General features: G+C 68.0%; 17 protein-coding genes. 3 read left to right on the forward strand and 14 right to left on the reverse strand.

All coding sequences use genetic code 11. The annotated features are described in order from the left end of the window. The first annotated feature begins 8 nt into the window (after positions 1–8). Positions 9–362 (forward strand): phage holin family protein, encoded by a 354-nt coding sequence (locus AC0N04_RS05280; protein WP_474279401.1) that lies wholly within the window; start codon positions 9–11, stop codon positions 360–362. A 33-nt stretch (positions 363–395) separates the two neighbouring features. On the opposite strand, the gene AC0N04_RS05285 is transcribed toward AC0N04_RS05280, so the two are convergent. After that, positions 396–2024: a M48 family metalloprotease gene (locus AC0N04_RS05285; RefSeq protein WP_474279403.1), complete on the reverse strand. Its 1629-nt coding sequence runs from the start codon at positions 2022–2024 to the stop codon at positions 396–398. Between the two features lie 174 nt (positions 2025–2198). Here AC0N04_RS05285 and moaC point away from each other — a divergent pair, with 174 nt between their 5' ends. Then, positions 2199–2678: a cyclic pyranopterin monophosphate synthase MoaC gene (gene moaC / locus AC0N04_RS05290; protein ID WP_474279405.1), complete on the forward strand. Its 480-nt coding sequence runs from the start codon at positions 2199–2201 to the stop codon at positions 2676–2678. Between the two features lie 41 nt (positions 2679–2719). Here moaC and AC0N04_RS05295 read toward each other — a convergent pair whose 3' ends face one another. From AC0N04_RS05295 to recA, 13 genes are all read right to left on the reverse strand, one after another. After that, the gene (locus AC0N04_RS05295; RefSeq protein ID WP_474279407.1) at positions 2720–4441 is read right to left on the reverse strand and encodes a PglL family O-oligosaccharyltransferase; all 1722 of its coding nucleotides are present in this window, start codon (positions 4439–4441) and stop codon (positions 2720–2722) included. Positions 4442–4626: 185 nt separating this feature from the next. After that, positions 4627–5067, reverse strand: coding sequence for a pilin (locus AC0N04_RS05300; RefSeq protein WP_474279409.1), 441 nt, complete (start codon positions 5065–5067; stop codon positions 4627–4629). 112 nt (positions 5068–5179) lie between these two features. Next, positions 5180–5620 (reverse strand): pilin, encoded by a 441-nt coding sequence (locus tag AC0N04_RS05305; RefSeq protein ID WP_474279411.1) that lies wholly within the window; start codon positions 5618–5620, stop codon positions 5180–5182. Positions 5621–5843: 223 nt separating this feature from the next. Further along, the gene (locus AC0N04_RS05310; RefSeq protein ID WP_474279413.1) at positions 5844–6629 is read right to left on the reverse strand and encodes an MBL fold metallo-hydrolase; all 786 of its coding nucleotides are present in this window, start codon (positions 6627–6629) and stop codon (positions 5844–5846) included. Beyond that, entirely contained in the window at positions 6626–8869 is a 2244-nt protein-coding gene (locus AC0N04_RS05315; RefSeq protein WP_474279415.1) for a CHASE2 domain-containing protein, read from the reverse strand. Before AC0N04_RS05315 ends, AC0N04_RS05310 begins: the two co-directional genes overlap by 4 nt. After that, positions 8869–9507, reverse strand: coding sequence for an FHA domain-containing protein (locus AC0N04_RS05320; RefSeq protein WP_474279417.1), 639 nt, complete (start codon positions 9505–9507; stop codon positions 8869–8871). The genes AC0N04_RS05315 and AC0N04_RS05320 overlap by 1 nt, the downstream gene beginning before the upstream one ends. Positions 9508–9595: 88 nt before the next feature. Next, positions 9596–10420 (reverse strand): Stp1/IreP family PP2C-type Ser/Thr phosphatase, encoded by an 825-nt coding sequence (locus AC0N04_RS05325; protein WP_474279419.1) that lies wholly within the window; start codon positions 10418–10420, stop codon positions 9596–9598. Further along, positions 10413–11276 carry a serine/threonine-protein kinase gene (locus tag AC0N04_RS05330; protein WP_474279421.1) on the reverse strand — a complete coding sequence of 288 codons (864 nt, stop codon included), beginning with the start codon at positions 11274–11276 and terminating at the stop codon, positions 10413–10415. The genes AC0N04_RS05325 and AC0N04_RS05330 overlap by 8 nt, the downstream gene beginning before the upstream one ends. Positions 11277–11527: 251 nt before the next feature. Beyond that, positions 11528–12253: a TerC family protein gene (locus tag AC0N04_RS05335; protein ID WP_474279423.1), complete on the reverse strand. Its 726-nt coding sequence runs from the start codon at positions 12251–12253 to the stop codon at positions 11528–11530. 146 nt (positions 12254–12399) lie between these two features. Beyond that, positions 12400–13293, reverse strand: a complete 894-nt coding sequence (sucD, locus tag AC0N04_RS05340; RefSeq protein ID WP_474279425.1) for a succinate--CoA ligase subunit alpha — start codon at positions 13291–13293, stop codon at positions 12400–12402. Positions 13294–13364: 71 nt separating this feature from the next. Continuing rightward, positions 13365–14525, reverse strand: a complete 1161-nt coding sequence (sucC, locus tag AC0N04_RS05345) for an ADP-forming succinate--CoA ligase subunit beta (protein ID WP_474279427.1) — start codon at positions 14523–14525, stop codon at positions 13365–13367. Positions 14526–14820: 295 nt separating this feature from the next. Further along, on the reverse strand, positions 14821–15360 hold the full coding sequence (locus AC0N04_RS05350; protein WP_474279429.1) for a RecX family transcriptional regulator: 540 nt from the start codon (positions 15358–15360) through the stop codon (positions 14821–14823). A 34-nt stretch (positions 15361–15394) separates the two neighbouring features. Beyond that, positions 15395–16435, reverse strand: a complete 1041-nt coding sequence (gene recA / locus AC0N04_RS05355) for a recombinase RecA (RefSeq protein WP_474279431.1) — start codon at positions 16433–16435, stop codon at positions 15395–15397. 151 nt (positions 16436–16586) lie between these two features. Here recA and AC0N04_RS05360 point away from each other — a divergent pair, with 151 nt between their 5' ends. Next, a complete protein-coding gene (locus AC0N04_RS05360; protein ID WP_474279433.1) occupies positions 16587–17258 on the forward strand; it encodes a response regulator in 672 nt (223 codons plus the stop codon). Positions 17259–17299: the final 41 nt, after the last annotated feature.

Genomic DNA, 17299 nt, shown 5'->3' on the forward strand with positions numbered 1-17299 from the left:
GACTCCCCATGAAACTGATCGTCCGCTGGTTGCTGCTGGCCGCCGCGCTGCTGCTGGTGGCGCATCTGTATGCCGGGGTGTCCGTGGCGGGCTTCGGCTCCGCCATGGTCGCCGCCCTGGTGCTGGGCTTGTTGAACACGATGGTGCGCCCGCTGCTCGTGCTGCTGACCTTGCCGGTCACGCTGCTGACCCTGGGCCTGTTCCTGTTCGTCATCAACGCGCTGATGTTCTGGACCGCGGCATCGGTGCTGGCCGGCTTCTCGGTCAGCGGATTTCCAGCGGCGTTGATCGGCTCGCTGATCTACAGCGCCTGCGGGGTGGTGATCGACCTGGCCGTCGAGCGGTTGTTCAGCCGCGATTGAGCGGCGCGCTTCGGGGCTCGCGCTCCCGCAGCGTCACTCGCCGCCGCCGTTTCGGCTGGTCTCGGCGCGCAGCGCGCGGCGCTCGTTCTCGACGTCGCGCAGGCGCGATTCGATGATGGTCGCTTCCAGGTACTGGTCGGGCCCGGCGCCCCGGGCGGCCTTCTGCGCTGCCAGAAATCGGTCGACCGCGCCGTTCAAGTCGCCTCGCGCCGCTGCCGCCTCGGCACCGGCGCGCAAGGAACGCAGCGTGAGCCCGAGCGGCGCCGCGCACTGGGACAGGGTCTGCCAGGCCAGCGCGTCGTCGCGATGCTCCGCCACCCAGGTCTGCAACTCCTCGGTCGAGGCCCGCAGCGCCGCCTGGGCCGCCGGATCCCCGGCCCGCGCGCGCGCCAGCGCCGCCTGGGCCCGCGCCAGCTGGACGGTGCGCGACCGGTCCGCCGTTAGCGACGCCACCAACGCATCGATCTGCGACACCACGGCTGATGCCGGCGCGCCGCCCGCCGGGAGCCGATCGATCAGGCTGCTGAGCTTCAGCAGCGTGAAATCGCGCACGGCCTTGGGCTCGGCCGCGAAGCGCTCGCGCGCCAGCGCCAGGCCGGCGTCCATCGCCTGATCGGCCCGACCGAAGTCGCGCAGCTGCGTGGCGGCCAGGCCAGCGGCGTACAGCGTGGCGAGCCGCTTGGCATCGACGGCGGGCGAGCCGGGCTGACCCTCGCCTTCCAGGCGCTGCAACGCTGTCTCGGACCGGTCCATCAGCACCTGGGCACGGGCCCGCATCAACAGATGCTCGGTCAGGCTGGGACCGCGGTGAACGGCAGGATGCTCGCCGAGATGCAGGCGCGCATCGGCAATGCGCTCGCCGGTCAGCGGGTGGTCGCGCAGGAAGGGGTAGGCGTCGTTGTCGTTGAGGCGGGTCGAAAACTGCAGGCGGCCGAACATGCTGGCCATGCCGGAAGGCTCGAAGCCGGCCGCCTCCATCAGTTGAAGCCCGATGTGATCGGCCTCGCGCTCCATGTCGCGCGAGAAATTGAGCTGGCCCTGCGCCATCATCGCCTGGCTGCCCATCACCACGGCCTGGGCCGCGTCGACGCTGCGCGCCCGGCTGGCCGCCAGCATGCCCAGCACCAGCGCCGCAACGCTGGCCACGCCCTGGTGGCTGGCGTTCACCATGCCGCGCCCGATATGGCGCTGGGTGATGTGGGTCAGCTCATGCGCGAGCACCGAGGCGAACTCGTCGGGCGTGCCGGTCAACGCGATCATGCCAAGGTAGACGCCGATGTAGCCACCGGGCAGCGCGAACGCGTTGACCTCGTGGTTGCCGATCAGGAACGATTGCCAGGCGAAGCTGCGGTCCATCGCCGGGTCGATCGATCCCACCTGGCGCGCCGCCTGCACCAGCGGCTGGAAGATGCTGTCCAGGTACTCGTTGAGCAGCGGATCTTCGAGATAGTCCGGATCGCGCCGGATCTCGCGCATGATGTTGTCGCCCATGTGCCGTTCCTGGCGCAGGTCCAGTTCATCGGACACGGCGTCGCCCAGCGAGGGCAGGTGCAGCGGGGTTTCAGCGACGCTCGCGCGCGGCGGTAGGCCGACCAGCAGCGCGGCACAGGCCAGCGCGATCCAACCCGGGCGCAACCGCAGCCGGCGCGCAGAAGGTGGCAAGGGACTCGATGAGGGCATGCAAGGCGGCGGCCGCCGGACCCGGATCGACCCGCGCTTGCAGACCCGGCGACCGCAAGAAGTTCGCCGCTATCATGACACCGACTTGTATCGCCCGTGTTGCAGGCCCGCCCGGTGCCTGCCGCGCGGGTCGGGACCGACCCACCCCAGCGCCTGATGACCAGCCCCCTCACCCATTTCGACGACCACGGCCAGGCCCACATGGTGGACGTCGCGGCCAAGGCCGAGACCCACCGCGTGGCGCTCGCCGCCGGCAGCATTCGCATGCAGCCGGCCACGCTGGCGCTGATCGCTCGCGGCAGCGCCAAGAAGGGCGACGTGATCGGCATCGCGCGCATCGCGGCGATCCAGGCCGCCAAGCGCACCGCCGAGCTGATCCCGCTGTGCCACCCGCTGCCGCTGACGCGCGTGACGGCGGACTTCGAGATCGACGCGGCGCAGTCCGCGGTGCACTGCCGCGTGCAGGCCGAGACCTTCGGCCGCACCGGCGTCGAGATGGAAGCGCTGACCGCCGTGCAGATCGGCCTGCTCACGATCTACGACATGTGCAAGGCCGCCGACCGCGGCATGGTGATGACCGACATCCGCCTGCTGGAGAAGCAGGGCGGCAAGTCGGGGCACTGGGTGGCCGGGTAAGGCCTGTTCCGGCCGGAGCATATGCCCCGGCCCCTCGACGATCAAGGCCGGAAGTCGCGCCAGCCCAGGGTGCGCGGTGCCGGTGTGCACTGGAACGGCAGCGGTGCCGCTGGCGTCGCCGGCGCGGTGCATGCGCCGAGGAAGGTCGCGGCATCGGGATTGTGGAACTCGCGCAGGCGGTCGGCCAGGTAGCGTGCCTTGTCCGGATGGCCCGATTCGTTCAGCGCGTGCGCCCAGGCGATCATCAGGCGGGTGTCCAGCAACGATTGCGTGGCCGTGGCAAACGCGCCCATGGCCTGCGAGGGCGGCTCGGTCGTCGTGGCCGCGGCGTAATCGGCCTGGTAGGCGAAGAAGACGCTGCTGCGTCCCCGCTCGATGCGCTGCGCCAGCGACGCATCGTTGTCCCCGGCGACGTAGATGGCCACCACCTTGCCGTAATCGGTCAGCGCGAACACCGACCCGGCGATCATCGCCAGGCCCAGCAAGGGACCGGCCCACGAGCGTTCGACCCCGAGCTTGCCGCGTTGCGCCGGCTCGCCGCGCAGCAGGCTGCCCCAGGCCCAGGCCGTGGGCAGCAGGAAATAGGCGTACCAGAGCGGATATTCGAGCAGGCTGTGCAGGCCGATCATCAGCAGCATCACGAACACCGCCCGCGCCGCCGCCCCGGCGTCGCCCGGCACCGCCCAGGCGCGGCGCGCGGCGCGCCACAAGGCCCACGCCAGCAGGCCGCACACCAGCACCGCCATCGGCAGGCCCAGTTCGACGGCGAACTGCAGGAACAGGTCGTGGGTGTGGTCGAAGAAGGCCACCGGCCGGCCGGGAAAGGGCGTCAGCGTCCAGGCGAAGTTGAATTCGCCCCAACCCACCCCCGTCCACGGGTTGGCGCGGATCAGCGCCAGCGTGTCGCGCCAGATCCCGAAGCGCGAGGACGACAGATCGGTCTCGTGCAGCCGCGCCTCGCCGCCGAAGGCATGGGCCGTCTCATGCGCCCAGCCGTCCATCACGAACCAGCACAGCGCATACACCAGCGGTGCCGCCAGCAGCGCCCAGCGCACCCGCCGATCCAGGCGCTTGTCCAGCGCGCCCCAGACGGCCAGCAGCAAGATGCCCACCGTGCCGGTGCGCGAGGCGCTGAGCACCACCGCCAGCACCATCGCCGCGCCGAACAGGGCCGCCGCCGCGTCCGGCAGGCGCCAGGCGAACCAGCGCCGGGCCTGCATCAGCGGCACCAGCGCGATCAGGCCCCACAGCAACAGGCTGCTGAGGTGGTTGGGCTGACGCAGGTTGCCCACCGCACGACCCGGCAGGCCCGAGCGCGCGATCCAGGTGCCGTCGGCCCATTGCGGCGCGAACACCTGCACCAGCGCCACCGCCGTGCTGGCCAATCCCGCCACCACCATCGCCGAGGCGAAGCCGTGCCATTCGGCGTCACCGGCCGAGCCCTCGCCGGCCTCGCCGCGCGGGCCGGTACCCCGTGCCGCCGACACCCCCACCAGCGCCATCGCCGCCGCCAGCAGGGCCAGCGATTCGAAGGCCAATGAACTCGGCAGGCTGCCGGCCATCGAGACCAGCACCGCCCCCATCAACAACGCCAACGCGGCCAGCAACGGCGCCGCCGGCCGCCACGCGCCGCGCACCCAGCGCGGCGACCCCGCCAGCAGCACGCCGCCCCACCCCGCCACCGCCAGCAACTGGTTCAGCAGCGTGGCGGACGGGCTGAGGTTGTAGGCGAGGAGGGTGGGGAGCAGCAGTGCTGGCAGCATTGAGCCAACTGAAACACTCACTGCACACCCAGTCTTTGCGGCCATATCAATCGCTCAAAAGGATTGATGGTAACAACTGATCGACCCGCATTGCCACCGCAGGAAGTCAGATGTGCGCTGCCGGATTCACGTGGGCTTGGATTCCAAAATATCAACAACTACACGACTTGATTCGATCAACCGAATTAAATTCCAGTGCAACTCTTCGGAAGATATTTTTGCGCTGCAGAAGAAGTGCATGTCCATTGAGAACTCCCCCCTGCGACTATTGATACGGATGTAAACGTTAACGTCTGATCCGCGATCCCCTCCCCGACGCCAGAGTGATTCATCGTCGCCTTAACAACACATTCAGTTCCACCACTCAATTCAATTGAAGCCGTATATTTACCCTGCGCGGATGACAGATCTGTAAACCCCGGCGTCGCATTTGTCGGGCAAGCACCCGTCTGAATGAAATAGTCCGTAATTGGACCCTTTTGTGCCGAAGCCATATTTATAGCCTCGCTCATCTGGGCTCGCCCCAAATAGTCTTGGTATGCGGGAAGACCCAAGGCCGCCAGAATCCCAATGACAGCCATGACGATCATCAATTCAATCAGAGTAAAGCCACGCTCCAGCTTCATTTGGTATTCCGCCTAAACTTCTAAATAGTTATTCGGCCATATCTTTTGGAAATTCCAAAAAAAAGGGGCCGAATTGGCCCCTTTTTTACTCAACCGACAGCGGTGAGTCTAGTTAGGCGCCCACGCAAGCCTTCGGCACATACTTCTGCAATGCGTTAGAGGTGCAGGCCCAAGAAAGGGAACCGCCGTTATTGGTCATCGTCAGCGTCAGCGTCTTGCCTTGAATCCCACTGCTCACCCCAGTGGAAACCATGGTAGCCGTGATGGTGCAAGCAGGCGCGGTGCCTGCAACATCGACTTGAGCGACATATTTGCCCTTGATGTTCGTGTTCGTATCAATACCATCGCTACCGTTGGTCGGGCAGGTGCCGGCTTGACCAAAGACGTCCATCACAGGAGTCTTCAGGCCGTCAGCCAAGGTCATCGCCTCCGACATTTGCGAGCGAGCCAAGTAGTCTTGGTAAGCCGGCAAGGCGATGGCGGCCAGGATACCGATGATCGCCACGACGATCATCAGTTCGATCAGGGTGAAACCTTGTTGAACGCGCTTCATGAGTAAGCTCCTTCAGAGTGACTCGGTTGAAAAAGGGGTGCTACGGCCTTCTTCTTTGCGATTCGCGTGCCAGCTTGAAACGGTCTGTTCCGAGTGAAGTTTGCACGGCGAGTGACCCATCTGGTCGGTCGGGACCGCCTCAACGCGTCACTTGGCGGAGGCAGGTGACAAAAATTGTCAGTCGCTGCGTCGGCCGGCCACCGGGCGGGGCGGCCCTGCGCGATCAGCAGCTCAGCATCTGCCCCGCGCGCAGCGCCAGCGGCGGTGGGCCTGCCAGTTGGCTGGCCAGGTCGGCCAACACGGTGTCCATCTCGCCGGGCTTGATGTGGGTGAGCAGCACCTGGGCCCCCGCGGGCACCTGCGCCAGCTCGGTCGCCAGCGTGGACGGGCAGTGGTGGCGGCTGTCGGCGGCGACGGCGCGTTCGCTCTCGGGAAAGGCGATCTCGATCACCAGTTGGGCCACGTCGATGCCTTGCAAGGCCGCCCACAAGGCCGGGTTGGGGCCGGTGTCGCCGGTGTAGACCCAGGCCCCCTGCCCGCCCTGCACCGCGTAGCCCACGGCTGGCACGGTGTGGTGGGCCGGCAGCACCCGGAAGCTGCGCTGGCGGGCGCCCAGGACCAAGGCCTGGCCCACCGCCAGCGGCACCAGCGTGAGCACCGGCGCCTGGGCGCTGGGCAGGCGGGTGAAGTCGGGCCAGATCTGGTCGTTGAACAGGTGGGCGCGCAGCGCGGCCAGGGTCTCGGGCAAGGCGTGGACCTGGATCGGCGGGCGGCCCAGGCGGCGACGCATCACGCTGTCGGCCAGCAGCGGCACGCCCAGCACGTGGTCCAGGTGCGAGTGGCTGAGCAGGATGTGATCGATGCGGCCGAGTTCGTCCAGCGTCAGATCGCCGACGCCGGTGCCGGCATCGACCAGCAGGTCGTCATCGAGCAGGAAGGCGGTGGTGCGGCAATCGCGCGCCAGCGAGCCGGAGCAGCCCAGCACCCGGATGGACAGGGGTGCGGTCATGGGGCGCTGGGCGGCGCGGCGGCCAGCTGACGTTGCAGGCGCGCAGCCAGGGTCAGCAGCGCAGGCGGTGATTCGAGGGGATGGAGCGCGAGCAAGTCATGAAGCCGCGCCAGATGGGCATGGGCCTGGGCGCCATGTTGCTGGCGCGCGGCCTGGAGCGCAAGGTGCCAAATGCCCACTTCTTCGCGCGCAAGGGCCTGCGCCGACGATGGCGGCTGCAGCGGTGTGAACAGCGTCACGGGTTGGGCCCGGCCGCGGACCTGGCATTCGTCGACTTCCAGCCACACCACGTCGGTCAATTGGTCGCCGCAGGCGTGGCGGGTGCTGTCGGCCACCAGCAGGCCGATGCCCATCTCGCGGGTCAGCGCTTCGAGCCGGGCGGCCAGATTGACCGCGTCGCCCACCGCCGTGTAGCTGCGGCGCAGCCGCGAGCCGAGATCGCCGACGCAGACCAGGCCGGTGGCCAGGCCGATGCCGAAGTTGACCGGCGGCAGGCCTTGCGCGGCCAGGTGGCGGTTCATCGGCGGCAGGCCTTGCGCCAGCGCGAGCGCACCGCGAACGGCGTGCACCGCGTGGTCGGGCTGCGGCAGCGGAGCGCCCCAGAAGGCCATCACCGCGTCGCCGATGAATTTGTCCAGCGTGCCGCCGTGGGCGTGGACGATGGCGCTGGTCTCCGAGAAGTACTGGTTCAGCAGATCGCGCAGCGCCAGCGGGGGCAGCGTTTCGGCCAGCGCGCTGAAGCCCTGCAGATCGCAGAACAGCACGCTGAGCTCGCGGTTCTCGGCCATCAACGCGGTCGCACCGGCGCCACGCACCAGTTGTCGCACCCGCTCCGGCGGCAGGTAGGTGCTGAACAGATCGACCAGCGAGCGGCGGCGACGCCATTCGCCGACATAGTTCGTCCCCAGCGCCAGCACGAACTGCAGGCTGCCCAGCACCCACGCGGCAGCGACCGGCAGCACGAGCTGGCCGCGGGCCTGGGCCCAGCCCGTGCCGCCCAGCACCACGCTCAGCAACAAGGCCATGCCCGCCAACGCCAGCGGCGCGGGCCAGTACATCGGCAGCACGGTGGCCAACACCACCACCAGGACGATGAGCAGCGCCTCATAGCCGGGTGCCCAGGCGGGGCGCTGCGGCAGATGGCCATCGAGCAGTCCCGCCAGCAACTGGGCATGGACTTCGACGCCGGGCATGGCCGCGTCGATGGGGGTGGCACGCAGGTCGGCCAGACCGGGCGCAGAGCTGCCCACCAGCACGATCTTGCCGGCCAGTTCGCCGGCGGCCAGCCCACCGTCCAGCACGCGGGCCGCCGACAGGTAGCGGAAGCTGCCGCCCTGCGGCCCGCCGGCCCCGCGGTAGGGCACCCGCAGGCTGCCGTGCTCATCGGGCGCCAGGCGGCGCGGCGGCGCGTCCGCGGCGTCGCCCCGGGCGCGGTAATCCAGTGCCGCCAGTTCCAGCGCACCGGACCGGCCTGGCGCCGCACGCCACTCGACGTCGAGGGCCGGGTTGCCGAGGGCGCAACGCCACAAGGCCAGGCTGAGCGATTCGTAGAGCTGGCCGTTCCAGCGCGCGACGGCGGCCACCGATCGCACCACGCCGTCATCGTCGGCCCGCGAGTTGAAGAAGCCGGCCCGCGGCGCGGCGCGGGCCAGCTCACCCCAATTGGCGGCGTAGCCATTCCAGCGCGTCAGGCCGGGCGTGGCCGCGGCGCCGGGCACCTCGGCGGCGGGGGGCGGCAACACGCCGGCGCGCGCGCCGCCGCGGTCGGCGCTGAGGTACCAGCCCAGCACCACCGGCCGCCCGGACAGCGCGTCGGCAAAGGGCCGGTCGTGGTCCAGCACCTGGCGCCACGCCGGCAGGCGGGGGGCGAGCGACGCATCGGACGCGGCCAGGGCCTGCAGCGCCGGGTAGCCGCCGGGATCGGGCTCGCTGAACACGAGGTCGAAACCGAGCGCTGCGACGTGCTGGCGCTCGAACAGCTCGCGCGTCAGCGCGGCAAGCCGATCCCGTCCCCAGGGCCACCGACCCAGGCTGCGCAGGCTGGCGTCGTCGATGTCGACGATGACGATGTCGGGGTTGGGCTGCCCGCGGGGGCCGGCGAAGGCCTGGCTGCGCAGGTCGTCGGTCAACCATTCGAGGCGCCGCAACGGCGCCAGCGGCGCCACGGCCGCGTGCCAGACGCCCAGCAGGGCCAGCAGGCCGCAGGTCAGCCACAGGCCGGTGCGGCCGCGGCGGCGCATCAGCCCTGGATGAACTGCATCTGCGTGCCGGCGAGCTCGATGATGTCGCCGTTCTTGAGCGGCTTGACGTCGTCGCTCAACTCCAGGCCGTTGATGCTGGGGCGGCCCGCCCCTTCCACATGCGACAGCACATAGCCGTTGGGCCGCTTGGAGATCGACGCGACCTGCATGCCGGGCTTGCCGACGGTGGTGACGACCTTGGTCAGCAGCACTTCCCGCCCGGCGGCGCCGCCGTTGAGCACCTTGATCGAGGCCGGCAGCAGCGACATCGACGGCGCAGCCGGCATCACGTGCTGCGGGTTGGCGAAGGCGCCGGGACGCAGCACCATGGTCTTTTCGTAGTCCGGCACTTCCTCGGTCAGGAACTTGAGTCGGTACTTGCCGATTTCCACGGTGTCGTTGTGGGACAGCAACTGTTTCTTGATCGCCTTGCCGTTGATGTAGGTGCCGTTGGTGCTGTTGAGGTCTTCGATGAAGACGTCGCTGCCGACGGCCAGCAGCACCGCGTGCTCGCCGCTGACGGCCAGGTTGTCGATCACGATGTCGTTGTACGGACGGCGCCCGAGCGTGGTCCTGTCCTTGGTGATCTGGACCTCTTTGATGACCACGTTGTCGAGGGAAACGACCAGCTTGCCCATGGAATTCCTCTAGTTGTTCGCGACCTGCACGCCGCCCTGCCTGACGTACGCCGCACGGGAGCGGCCGACGCTGCGGCTTGGCGACCGATCAACGTCGGAACGGCCACCAGGCCCGCCCTGTCCGGGGCAAGCCTCCCTTGGCCCGGATCAGTATGACGGCGATGTTATCCCTTCCGCCCGCAGCGTTGGCGGCATCGATGAGGGCTTGCGCCATCGCGTCGAGCGCGTCATGGGTGCGCAGGATCTGGGCGATGACGACATCGGGCAGCATGTCGGTCAGGCCGTCGGAGCACAGCAGGACCAGGTCGTCGCCCTGCAGGTCGAACTGGTGGACTTCCAGTTCGACGTGCGGCTCGACCCCGACCGCGCGGGTGACCAGGTTGCGATGCAGGGCCACGCTGGCTTCCTCTGGGGTGAGCAGGCCGGCGTCGATCTGCTCTTGCAGCAGCGAATGGTCGCGGCTCAGTTGCTCCATGTGGCCGGCACGCAGCCGGTAGGCACGGGAATCCCCGATGTGGCCGACCCAGAAGCGCTGCTCGGAAAACAGCGCCGCCACCAGCGTCGTGCCCATGCCGGCGTACGCCGCATGGTTGTTGGCGGCCTCGAAGACCTGGTGGTTGGCCTGCTGGGCGGCCCCCGCCAGCACGCGGCGCACCGAGGCGTCGTCCAGCGGCAGGTCGGCCTGTTCGATCCAGGGGGCCAGCAGACGGTGCATGGTGGCCACCGCCATGTCGCTGGCCACCTCGCCGGCGTTGTAGCCGCCCATGCCGTCGGCCAGGACCGCCAGCCCCCGTGCGGCGTCGAGCCGGATCGCGTCCTCGTTGTTGCCCCGTGCACGGCCGGTGTCGGTCGCGCAGGCATAGTCGAGGTGGAGGGTCACAGGTGTCGTGGGGGCGGCTACGGGGTCAATCATTGTGCCCTCCGCCGGGCCGATTCGCTCCCCCCTCGTTGGCCAGGAAAAGCGAAGCAGCAAGACGCAATTCACGGGCCAGGCGGCTGGCATCGGCCTGTCGCATCGAGGGTTGCTTCTCCAGCATGCGGGCGACGATGTCGGACAGCAGCAGCGGCAGGTCGGGGCGGACGTCCGCCAGGCGCGGCGCGGGCTGGGTGGCGATCTGAGCCAGCAAGTCCCCCAGCGAAGCGCTGCTGAACGGCAGCCTGCCGGTCAGCAGTTGCCACAGGATCACACCCAGCGCGTACAGGTCGCAGCGGCCGTCCAACGGGGCCCCCTGCAACTGCTCGGGCGCCATGTAAGCGGGCGAGCCGGCCATCAAGCCACTGCGACTGCGCTCCGCATCGCTCAGGTGGGCGCAGCCGAAATCGGTGATCTTGACGACGCCATGGGCCAGGTCGACGAGGACATTGGCCGGCTTGAGGTCGCGATGGATCACCCCTTGGGCGTGGGCATGTGCCAGCGCGTCGGCCAGGCGAGCCACCAGTTCCAGGGCCAGGGCCTCGGGCAACAGGCGCTGGGGCGCCGCATAGCGCCCGAGGTCACGGCCGGGAATCCATTCCATCGCGATCCAACCCAACTCCGCCTCGCCCTGACCTTCGGTGCCGGCAGCGTAGGTGGTGACGATGCCCCGGTGCTTCAGCCGCACGGCGACGTCGGATTCGCGCAGAAAGCGCTCGCGGCTGAGGTCGCTGCCGTGGAAGCGAACCGTCTTCAGCGCCAGCGGTCGATCGGAGCCCGCTTCGGACACCAGGTGCAGTTCACCGATCGCACCGTGGGCGAGGGTCCGCAGCACGGCATAGCCGCCGATGTGCACGGGGGTGGCGTGGTGGCGCGCACGCAGTGGGGCGGCAGCGGGGCTCCAGGATGCCCCGGAACGCCACCCGAACGCTCGCAGGAATCTGCGCCAAGACCCGGCGCGTAAGGCGGCCATGACGTTTTTCTCTCTTCCCTGTTTTTCGGGCACCTTAACACAGGGTCGCCACCCGTTCGGGTGCCGGCGGGCCCGACAGGAGCCGGGTCGGCAAGAGGCCTGCCGCACGGGTTTAGCCGGGGGCAGGCGGCCGTTCAGGCGGCCGCGCGGCGACGCTGGGCGGCCCAGGTCTTGCCGACCGCCAGCACCAGCAAGGCCCCCAAGGCCCCCGCGGCATAGTGGACCCAGGGTTCGGTCTCGCCGCCGGCGGCGCCGGACGACGCCAGGTAGGGCGCCAGGGCGGGGTCCGACACGGCCAAGCCACCGGCGATCCAGCCCAGCAACATGCCGCCCAGCGTGATGATGAACGGGAAACGGTCCATCAACTTGAGCACGGCCTGACTACCCCAGACGATGATGGGAATGCTGACCAGCAGCCCGAAGGCCACCAGCACGATCTGGTGGCCGCCGCCTGCGGTCAGCGCGGCCCCGGCAATGCCGACGACGTTGTCGATGCTCATCACAAGGTCGGCGACCACGATGGTCCGCACGGCCGCCCAGAGCTTGTCGGCCGCCGCGATGCCGCCGTGGTCGCCGCCGCCCTCGGGCAGCAGCAGCTTGGCGCCGATCCACAGCAGCAGTCCGGCGCCGATCAGCTTGAGGTACGGGATCGCGAGCAGTTGGAGCGCGAAGAAGATCAGCACCACCCGCAGCCCGACGGCGCCGACCGTGCCCCAGATGATGCCCTGGGTCCGCTGGCCGGGCGGCAGCTTTCGGCACGCCAGCGCGATGACCACCGCGTTGTCGCCGCCGAGCAGGATGTCGATCATGATGATCTGCCCGACCGCGACCCAGAACTCGACCGACATGAACTGCGCCATCGACGCGCCTCCCTGTTTTCCAATGTGGGAGGGAGTGTAGGGGCCCGACCCTGAAGTGCCGCGTGTGCACCTTCTACGGGTCTGGAAAGACGACAGGCCGCACGAGGCGGCCTGTCAGGTGACGCAGCAGGCGTTCGCGCCGCGCTTTACAGCAGGGCCTTGAGCATGCGGCCCATTTCGGACGGATTGCGCGTGACGTGGAAGCCGCATGCTTCCATGATGGCGAGCTTGGCATCGGCCGTGTCGGCCCCACCCGAGATCAGCGCGCCGGCGTGGCCCATGCGCTTGCCGGCCGGTGCGGTGACGCCGGCGATGAAGCCGACGATCGGCTTCTTCATGTTGTTCTTGCACCATTGCGCGGCTTCGGCTTCGTCCGGCCCGCCGATCTCGCCGATCATGATGACGGCGTCGGTGTCGGGATCGTCGTTGAAGGCCTTCATCACGTCGATGTGCTTGAGCCCGTTGATCGGATCGCCGCCGATGCCGACGGCGCTGGACTGACCCAGGCCGATCTCGGTCAGCTGCGCCACGGCTTCATAGGTCAGGGTGCCCGAACGGCTGACCACGCCGATGCGGCCCTTGCGGTGGATGTGACCGGGCATGATGCCGATCTTGATCTCTTCCGGCGTGATCAGGCCGGGGCAGTTCGGGCCCAGCAGCAGCGTCTTCTTGCCACCGGCGGCCTCCTTGGCCTTCATCTTGTTGCGCACCATCAGCATGTCGCGCACGGGAATGCCTTCGGTGATGCAGATCGCCAGGTCGAGGTCGGCCTCCACGGCTTCCCAGATCGCGGCGGCGGCGCCAGCCGGCGGCACGTAGATCACCGAGACGGTGGCCCCGGTCTGGCCCGCGGCCTCCTTGACCGAGGCGTAGATGGGAATGCCGTCGAAGTCTTCGCCGGCCTTCTTCGGGTTCACGCCGGCGACGAAGCAGTTCTTGCCATTCGCATACGCCACGCAGCCGCGGGTGTGGAACTGCCCGGTCTTGCCCGTGATGCCCTGGGTGATGACCTTGGTGTCTTTGTTGATGAAGATGGACATGGTCTGTCTTTCTTTCTGATCGGTGGGGAGCCGGCCCGGACTGGCGTGCAGCGCGGGCCGGTCCGCAATGCTTAGGCGACGGCGGCGACGATCGCCGTCGCGGCTTCGGCCATGGTGTTGGCGGCGATGATGGGCAGGCCGGAGTCGGCCAGCATCTTCTTGCCCAGGTCCTCGTTGGTGCCCTTCATGCGGACGACCAGCGGCACCGACAGGTTCACCGCCTTGCAGGCCGTGATCACGCCTTCGGCGATGGTGTCGCACTTCATGATGCCGCCGAAGATGTTGACCAGGATGCCCTTGACCTCCGGGTTCTTCAGCATGATCTTGAAGGCCTCGGTGACCTTCTCGGCAGTGGCGCCGCCGCCCACGTCCAGGAAGTTGGCCGGCTCGCCGCCGAACAGCTTGATGGTGTCCATCGTCGCCATGGCCAGGCCGGCGCCATTGACCAGGCAGCCGATGTTGCCGTCCAGGCTGATGTAGGCCAGATCGAACTTGGAGGCCTCGACCTCGGCCGGATCCTCTTCATCCAGGTCGCGGTAGGCGACGATCTCGGGGTGACGGAACAGCGCGTTGGCGTCGAAGTTGAACTTCGCGTCCAGTGCAATCAGGTTGCCCTTGCTGTCGCAGTTGAGCGGGTTGATCTCGACCAGCGACGCGTCCGTCTCCATGTAGCAGCGGTACAGGTTCTGGAACAGCGCGACGGCCTGTGCATGCGAGCCTTCCGGCAGGCCGATCGCCGTGGCGATCTTCTTGGCCTGCTCGGCGGTCAAACCCGCCAGCGGATCGATCACCTCGGTGATGATCTTGTCGGGCGTGCTGTGGGCCACTTCCTCGATGTCCATCCCGCCTTCGCTGGAGGCGATGAACGCCACCTTCTGCGAGCTGCGGTCGGTGACCAGCGAGACGTAATACTCCTTCTTGATGTCCGCGCCTTCTTCGATGTAGAGGCGGCGGACCTTCTGGCCTTCAGGGCCCGTCTGGTGGGTGACCAGCTGCATGCCCAGGATCTGGTTCGACAGCGTCTTGACGTCCTCGATCGAGCGCGCCAGCTTCACGCCCCCGCCCTTGCCGCGCCCCCCCGCGTGGATCTGCGCCTTGACGACCCACACCGGGCCGCCCAGCTTCTGCGCCGCTTCCAGCGCTTCTTGCACGTTGAAGGCCGGGTAGCCGCGGGGCACCGGCACATCGAACTGGCGCAGGATTTCCTTGCCTTGGTATTCGTGGATCTTCATGGGGAGGTCTTTTCGTGAGTTCAGGACGAAAGGGGAGCGGATCACCGCAAACCGCGGCTCACCGGCGGGCCAGGCCAGTGTTTCCGGCGCGCGATTTTGCGACAGATTGTTGGCGTGAGGCTGACGGGGCGTGAAGGATCGGTCGCGACAGGCGGCGGTGCAGGCGCCAGCTACACCCTGTGCACTGCATGCCGGGGCGCGTCTGGCGACGCGTTTTTGACTGTAGCACGCATGCTGCATTGCAGCATCCGGACTCACCCGGCATCGCTTTGGGCGCGCCGGACCGGGTGCGCCGTCACTCGTCGTCGCGCCCCCCCACGATGCGCCGAATCACATCGGCGGCGAAGCCCCTGGCGGCCAGAAAACGCATCTGGCGTGCCCGCTCGGGCGCCTGCGTGGCAAGGACACCGAAGCGGCGACGCCAGACCTCCCGGGCGCGCTCCAGTTCGGTGTCGCGCAGTTGGCGGGCGGTGTCGGCGTCCAGCTCGACCCCGTGACGAGCCAGTTCCTGACGAATGCGGGCCTGCCCCCATCGCCCAGCCCGGGCATGCACCCGGCCTTCGACGAAACGCGGATCGCTTTGATGGCGCTGCTGGGCCAGCCAGTCCAGCACCGCGTCGACCTCGGCGGCGACATCGGCGTCTGCCACGTCGTCGCGACCCCGGCTGAGCGCGAGCTCGTCCGGCGCAGCGGCCAACGCGACGGCGCTGCGCTGCAGCCGTGCGAGCTTTTTGGCGTGGCCGAGCAGCTTGACGCGCAACTCGGCGCGGCTGTGCTCGCGCCGAGCCAGCAACGCCAGCGCCTGGGCCTTGAGGCTGGGCGGGGTGTGCGCCATACCGCCAGCGTGCTGAGCGATGGCGACGAAAGGCCTAGCCCGCTTCGGCTTCGGACGGCAGCAGCGGCACACCCAAGGCCGCGCGAACCTTGTTCTCGATCTCGAAGGCGATGTCGGGGTTCTCGCGCAGGAACTCGCGCGAATTGTCCTTGCCCTGCCCGATCTTCTCGCCGTTGTAGGCGTACCAGGCGCCGGACTTGTCGACGATCTTGGCCGCCACGCCCAGGTCGATGATCTCGCCCTCGCGGCTGGTGCCTTCGCCATAAAGGATGTCGAACTCGGCCTCCTTGAACGGCGGGGCGACCTTGTTCTTGACGACCTTGACGCGGGTCTCGTTGCCCACCACCTCTTCGCCCTTCTTGATCGAGCCGATGCGACGGATGTCCAGGCGCACCGACGCGTAGAACTTCAGCGCGTTGCCACCGGTGGTGGTTTCGGGGCTGCCGAACATCACGCCGATCTTCATGCGGATCTGGTTGATGAAGATGACCATGCAGTTCGACTTCTTGATCGTGCCGGTCAGCTTGCGCAGCGCCTGGCTCATCAGGCGGGCCTGCAGGCCGGGCAGCGAATCGCCCATCTCGCCTTCGATTTCGGCCTTGGGCGTGAGGGCGGCCACCGAGTCGATGACCACCAGATCCACCGCGCCGGAACGCACCAGTGAATCGACGATCTCCAGCGCCTGCTCGCCGGTATCGGGTTGGCTGATCAGCAGCTCCTGCAGGTTCACGCCCAGCTTCTGCGCGTACTGGATGTCGAGCGCGTGCTCCGCGTCGATGAAGGCCGCGACCCCGCCGAGCTTTTGCATCTCTGCCACCACCTGCAGGGTCAGCGTGGTCTTGCCGGAGGACTCCGGACCGTAGATCTCGATCACGCGGCCGCGGGGCAGGCCGCCCACACCCAGCGCGATGTCCAGCCCGAGCGAACCGGTGGACACGACCTGGATGTCCTCGATCACCTCGCCCTCGCCCAGGCGCATGATGGACCCCTTGCCGAACTGCTTTTCGATCTGCGACAGCGCCGCTTGCAGTGCCTTGGCTTTTTCGGGGTTGAGGGTCTTGGTCTGGGCGTCCATGCGGTTCTCCTGAGGGTTATGATGATTATGGCAGAAACTGGATATTCGTACAGTAGTTTGACGCCGTCAAGCCTTGCCGTTCCGACGGGCTCCCCAAAATAAATAACAGGCCGATCCTGCACCGCACGGGTCGTGCATGGAGACAAGCAGTATGCGTATCCTGATTGCGGAAGATGACCAGGTGTTGGCCGATGGCCTGCTGCGCTCCCTGCGCGGGGCCGGCTATGCGGTCGACCAGGTGAGCAGCGGCACCGAAGCCGACGCCGCGCTGGCGTCGCACGAGTTCGATCTGGTCATCCTGGATCTGGGCCTGCCGCGCCTGCACGGTCTAGAGGTGCTTCGCAAACTGCGCGCCCGGGGATCGTCGATGCCGGTGCTGATCCTGACCGCGGCCGATTCGGTCGAGCAACGTGTCAAGGGCCTGGACCTGGGTGCCGACGACTACATGGCCAAGCCGTTTTCTCTGCAGGAACTGGAGGCCCGGGTGCGCGCGCTGACGCGGCGCGGGCTGGGCACCGCCTCCAGCATCATCAAGCATGGCCCGCTGAGCTTCGACGCCACCGGTCGCGTGGCTTACATCAACGAGCAGATGGTGGAGTTGTCGGCGCGCGAAATCAGCCTGCTGGAAGTGCTGCTGCAGCGCGCCGGACGCCTGGTCAGCAAGGACCAGCTGGTCGCCCGCCTGTGCGAATGGGGCGAAGAGGTGAGCAACAACGCGATCGAGGTCTACATCCATCGCCTGCGCAAGAAGATCGAGCAGGGGCCGATCCGCATCGCCACGGTGCGCGGGCTGGGCTACTGCCTGGAAAAGATCGCGACGTGACCGGAGACACCCGGCATCCGCCGGGCGCTATGCTGAGAGCC

It is taken from the genome of Ideonella sp. sgz306126, from assembly GCF_056032705.1.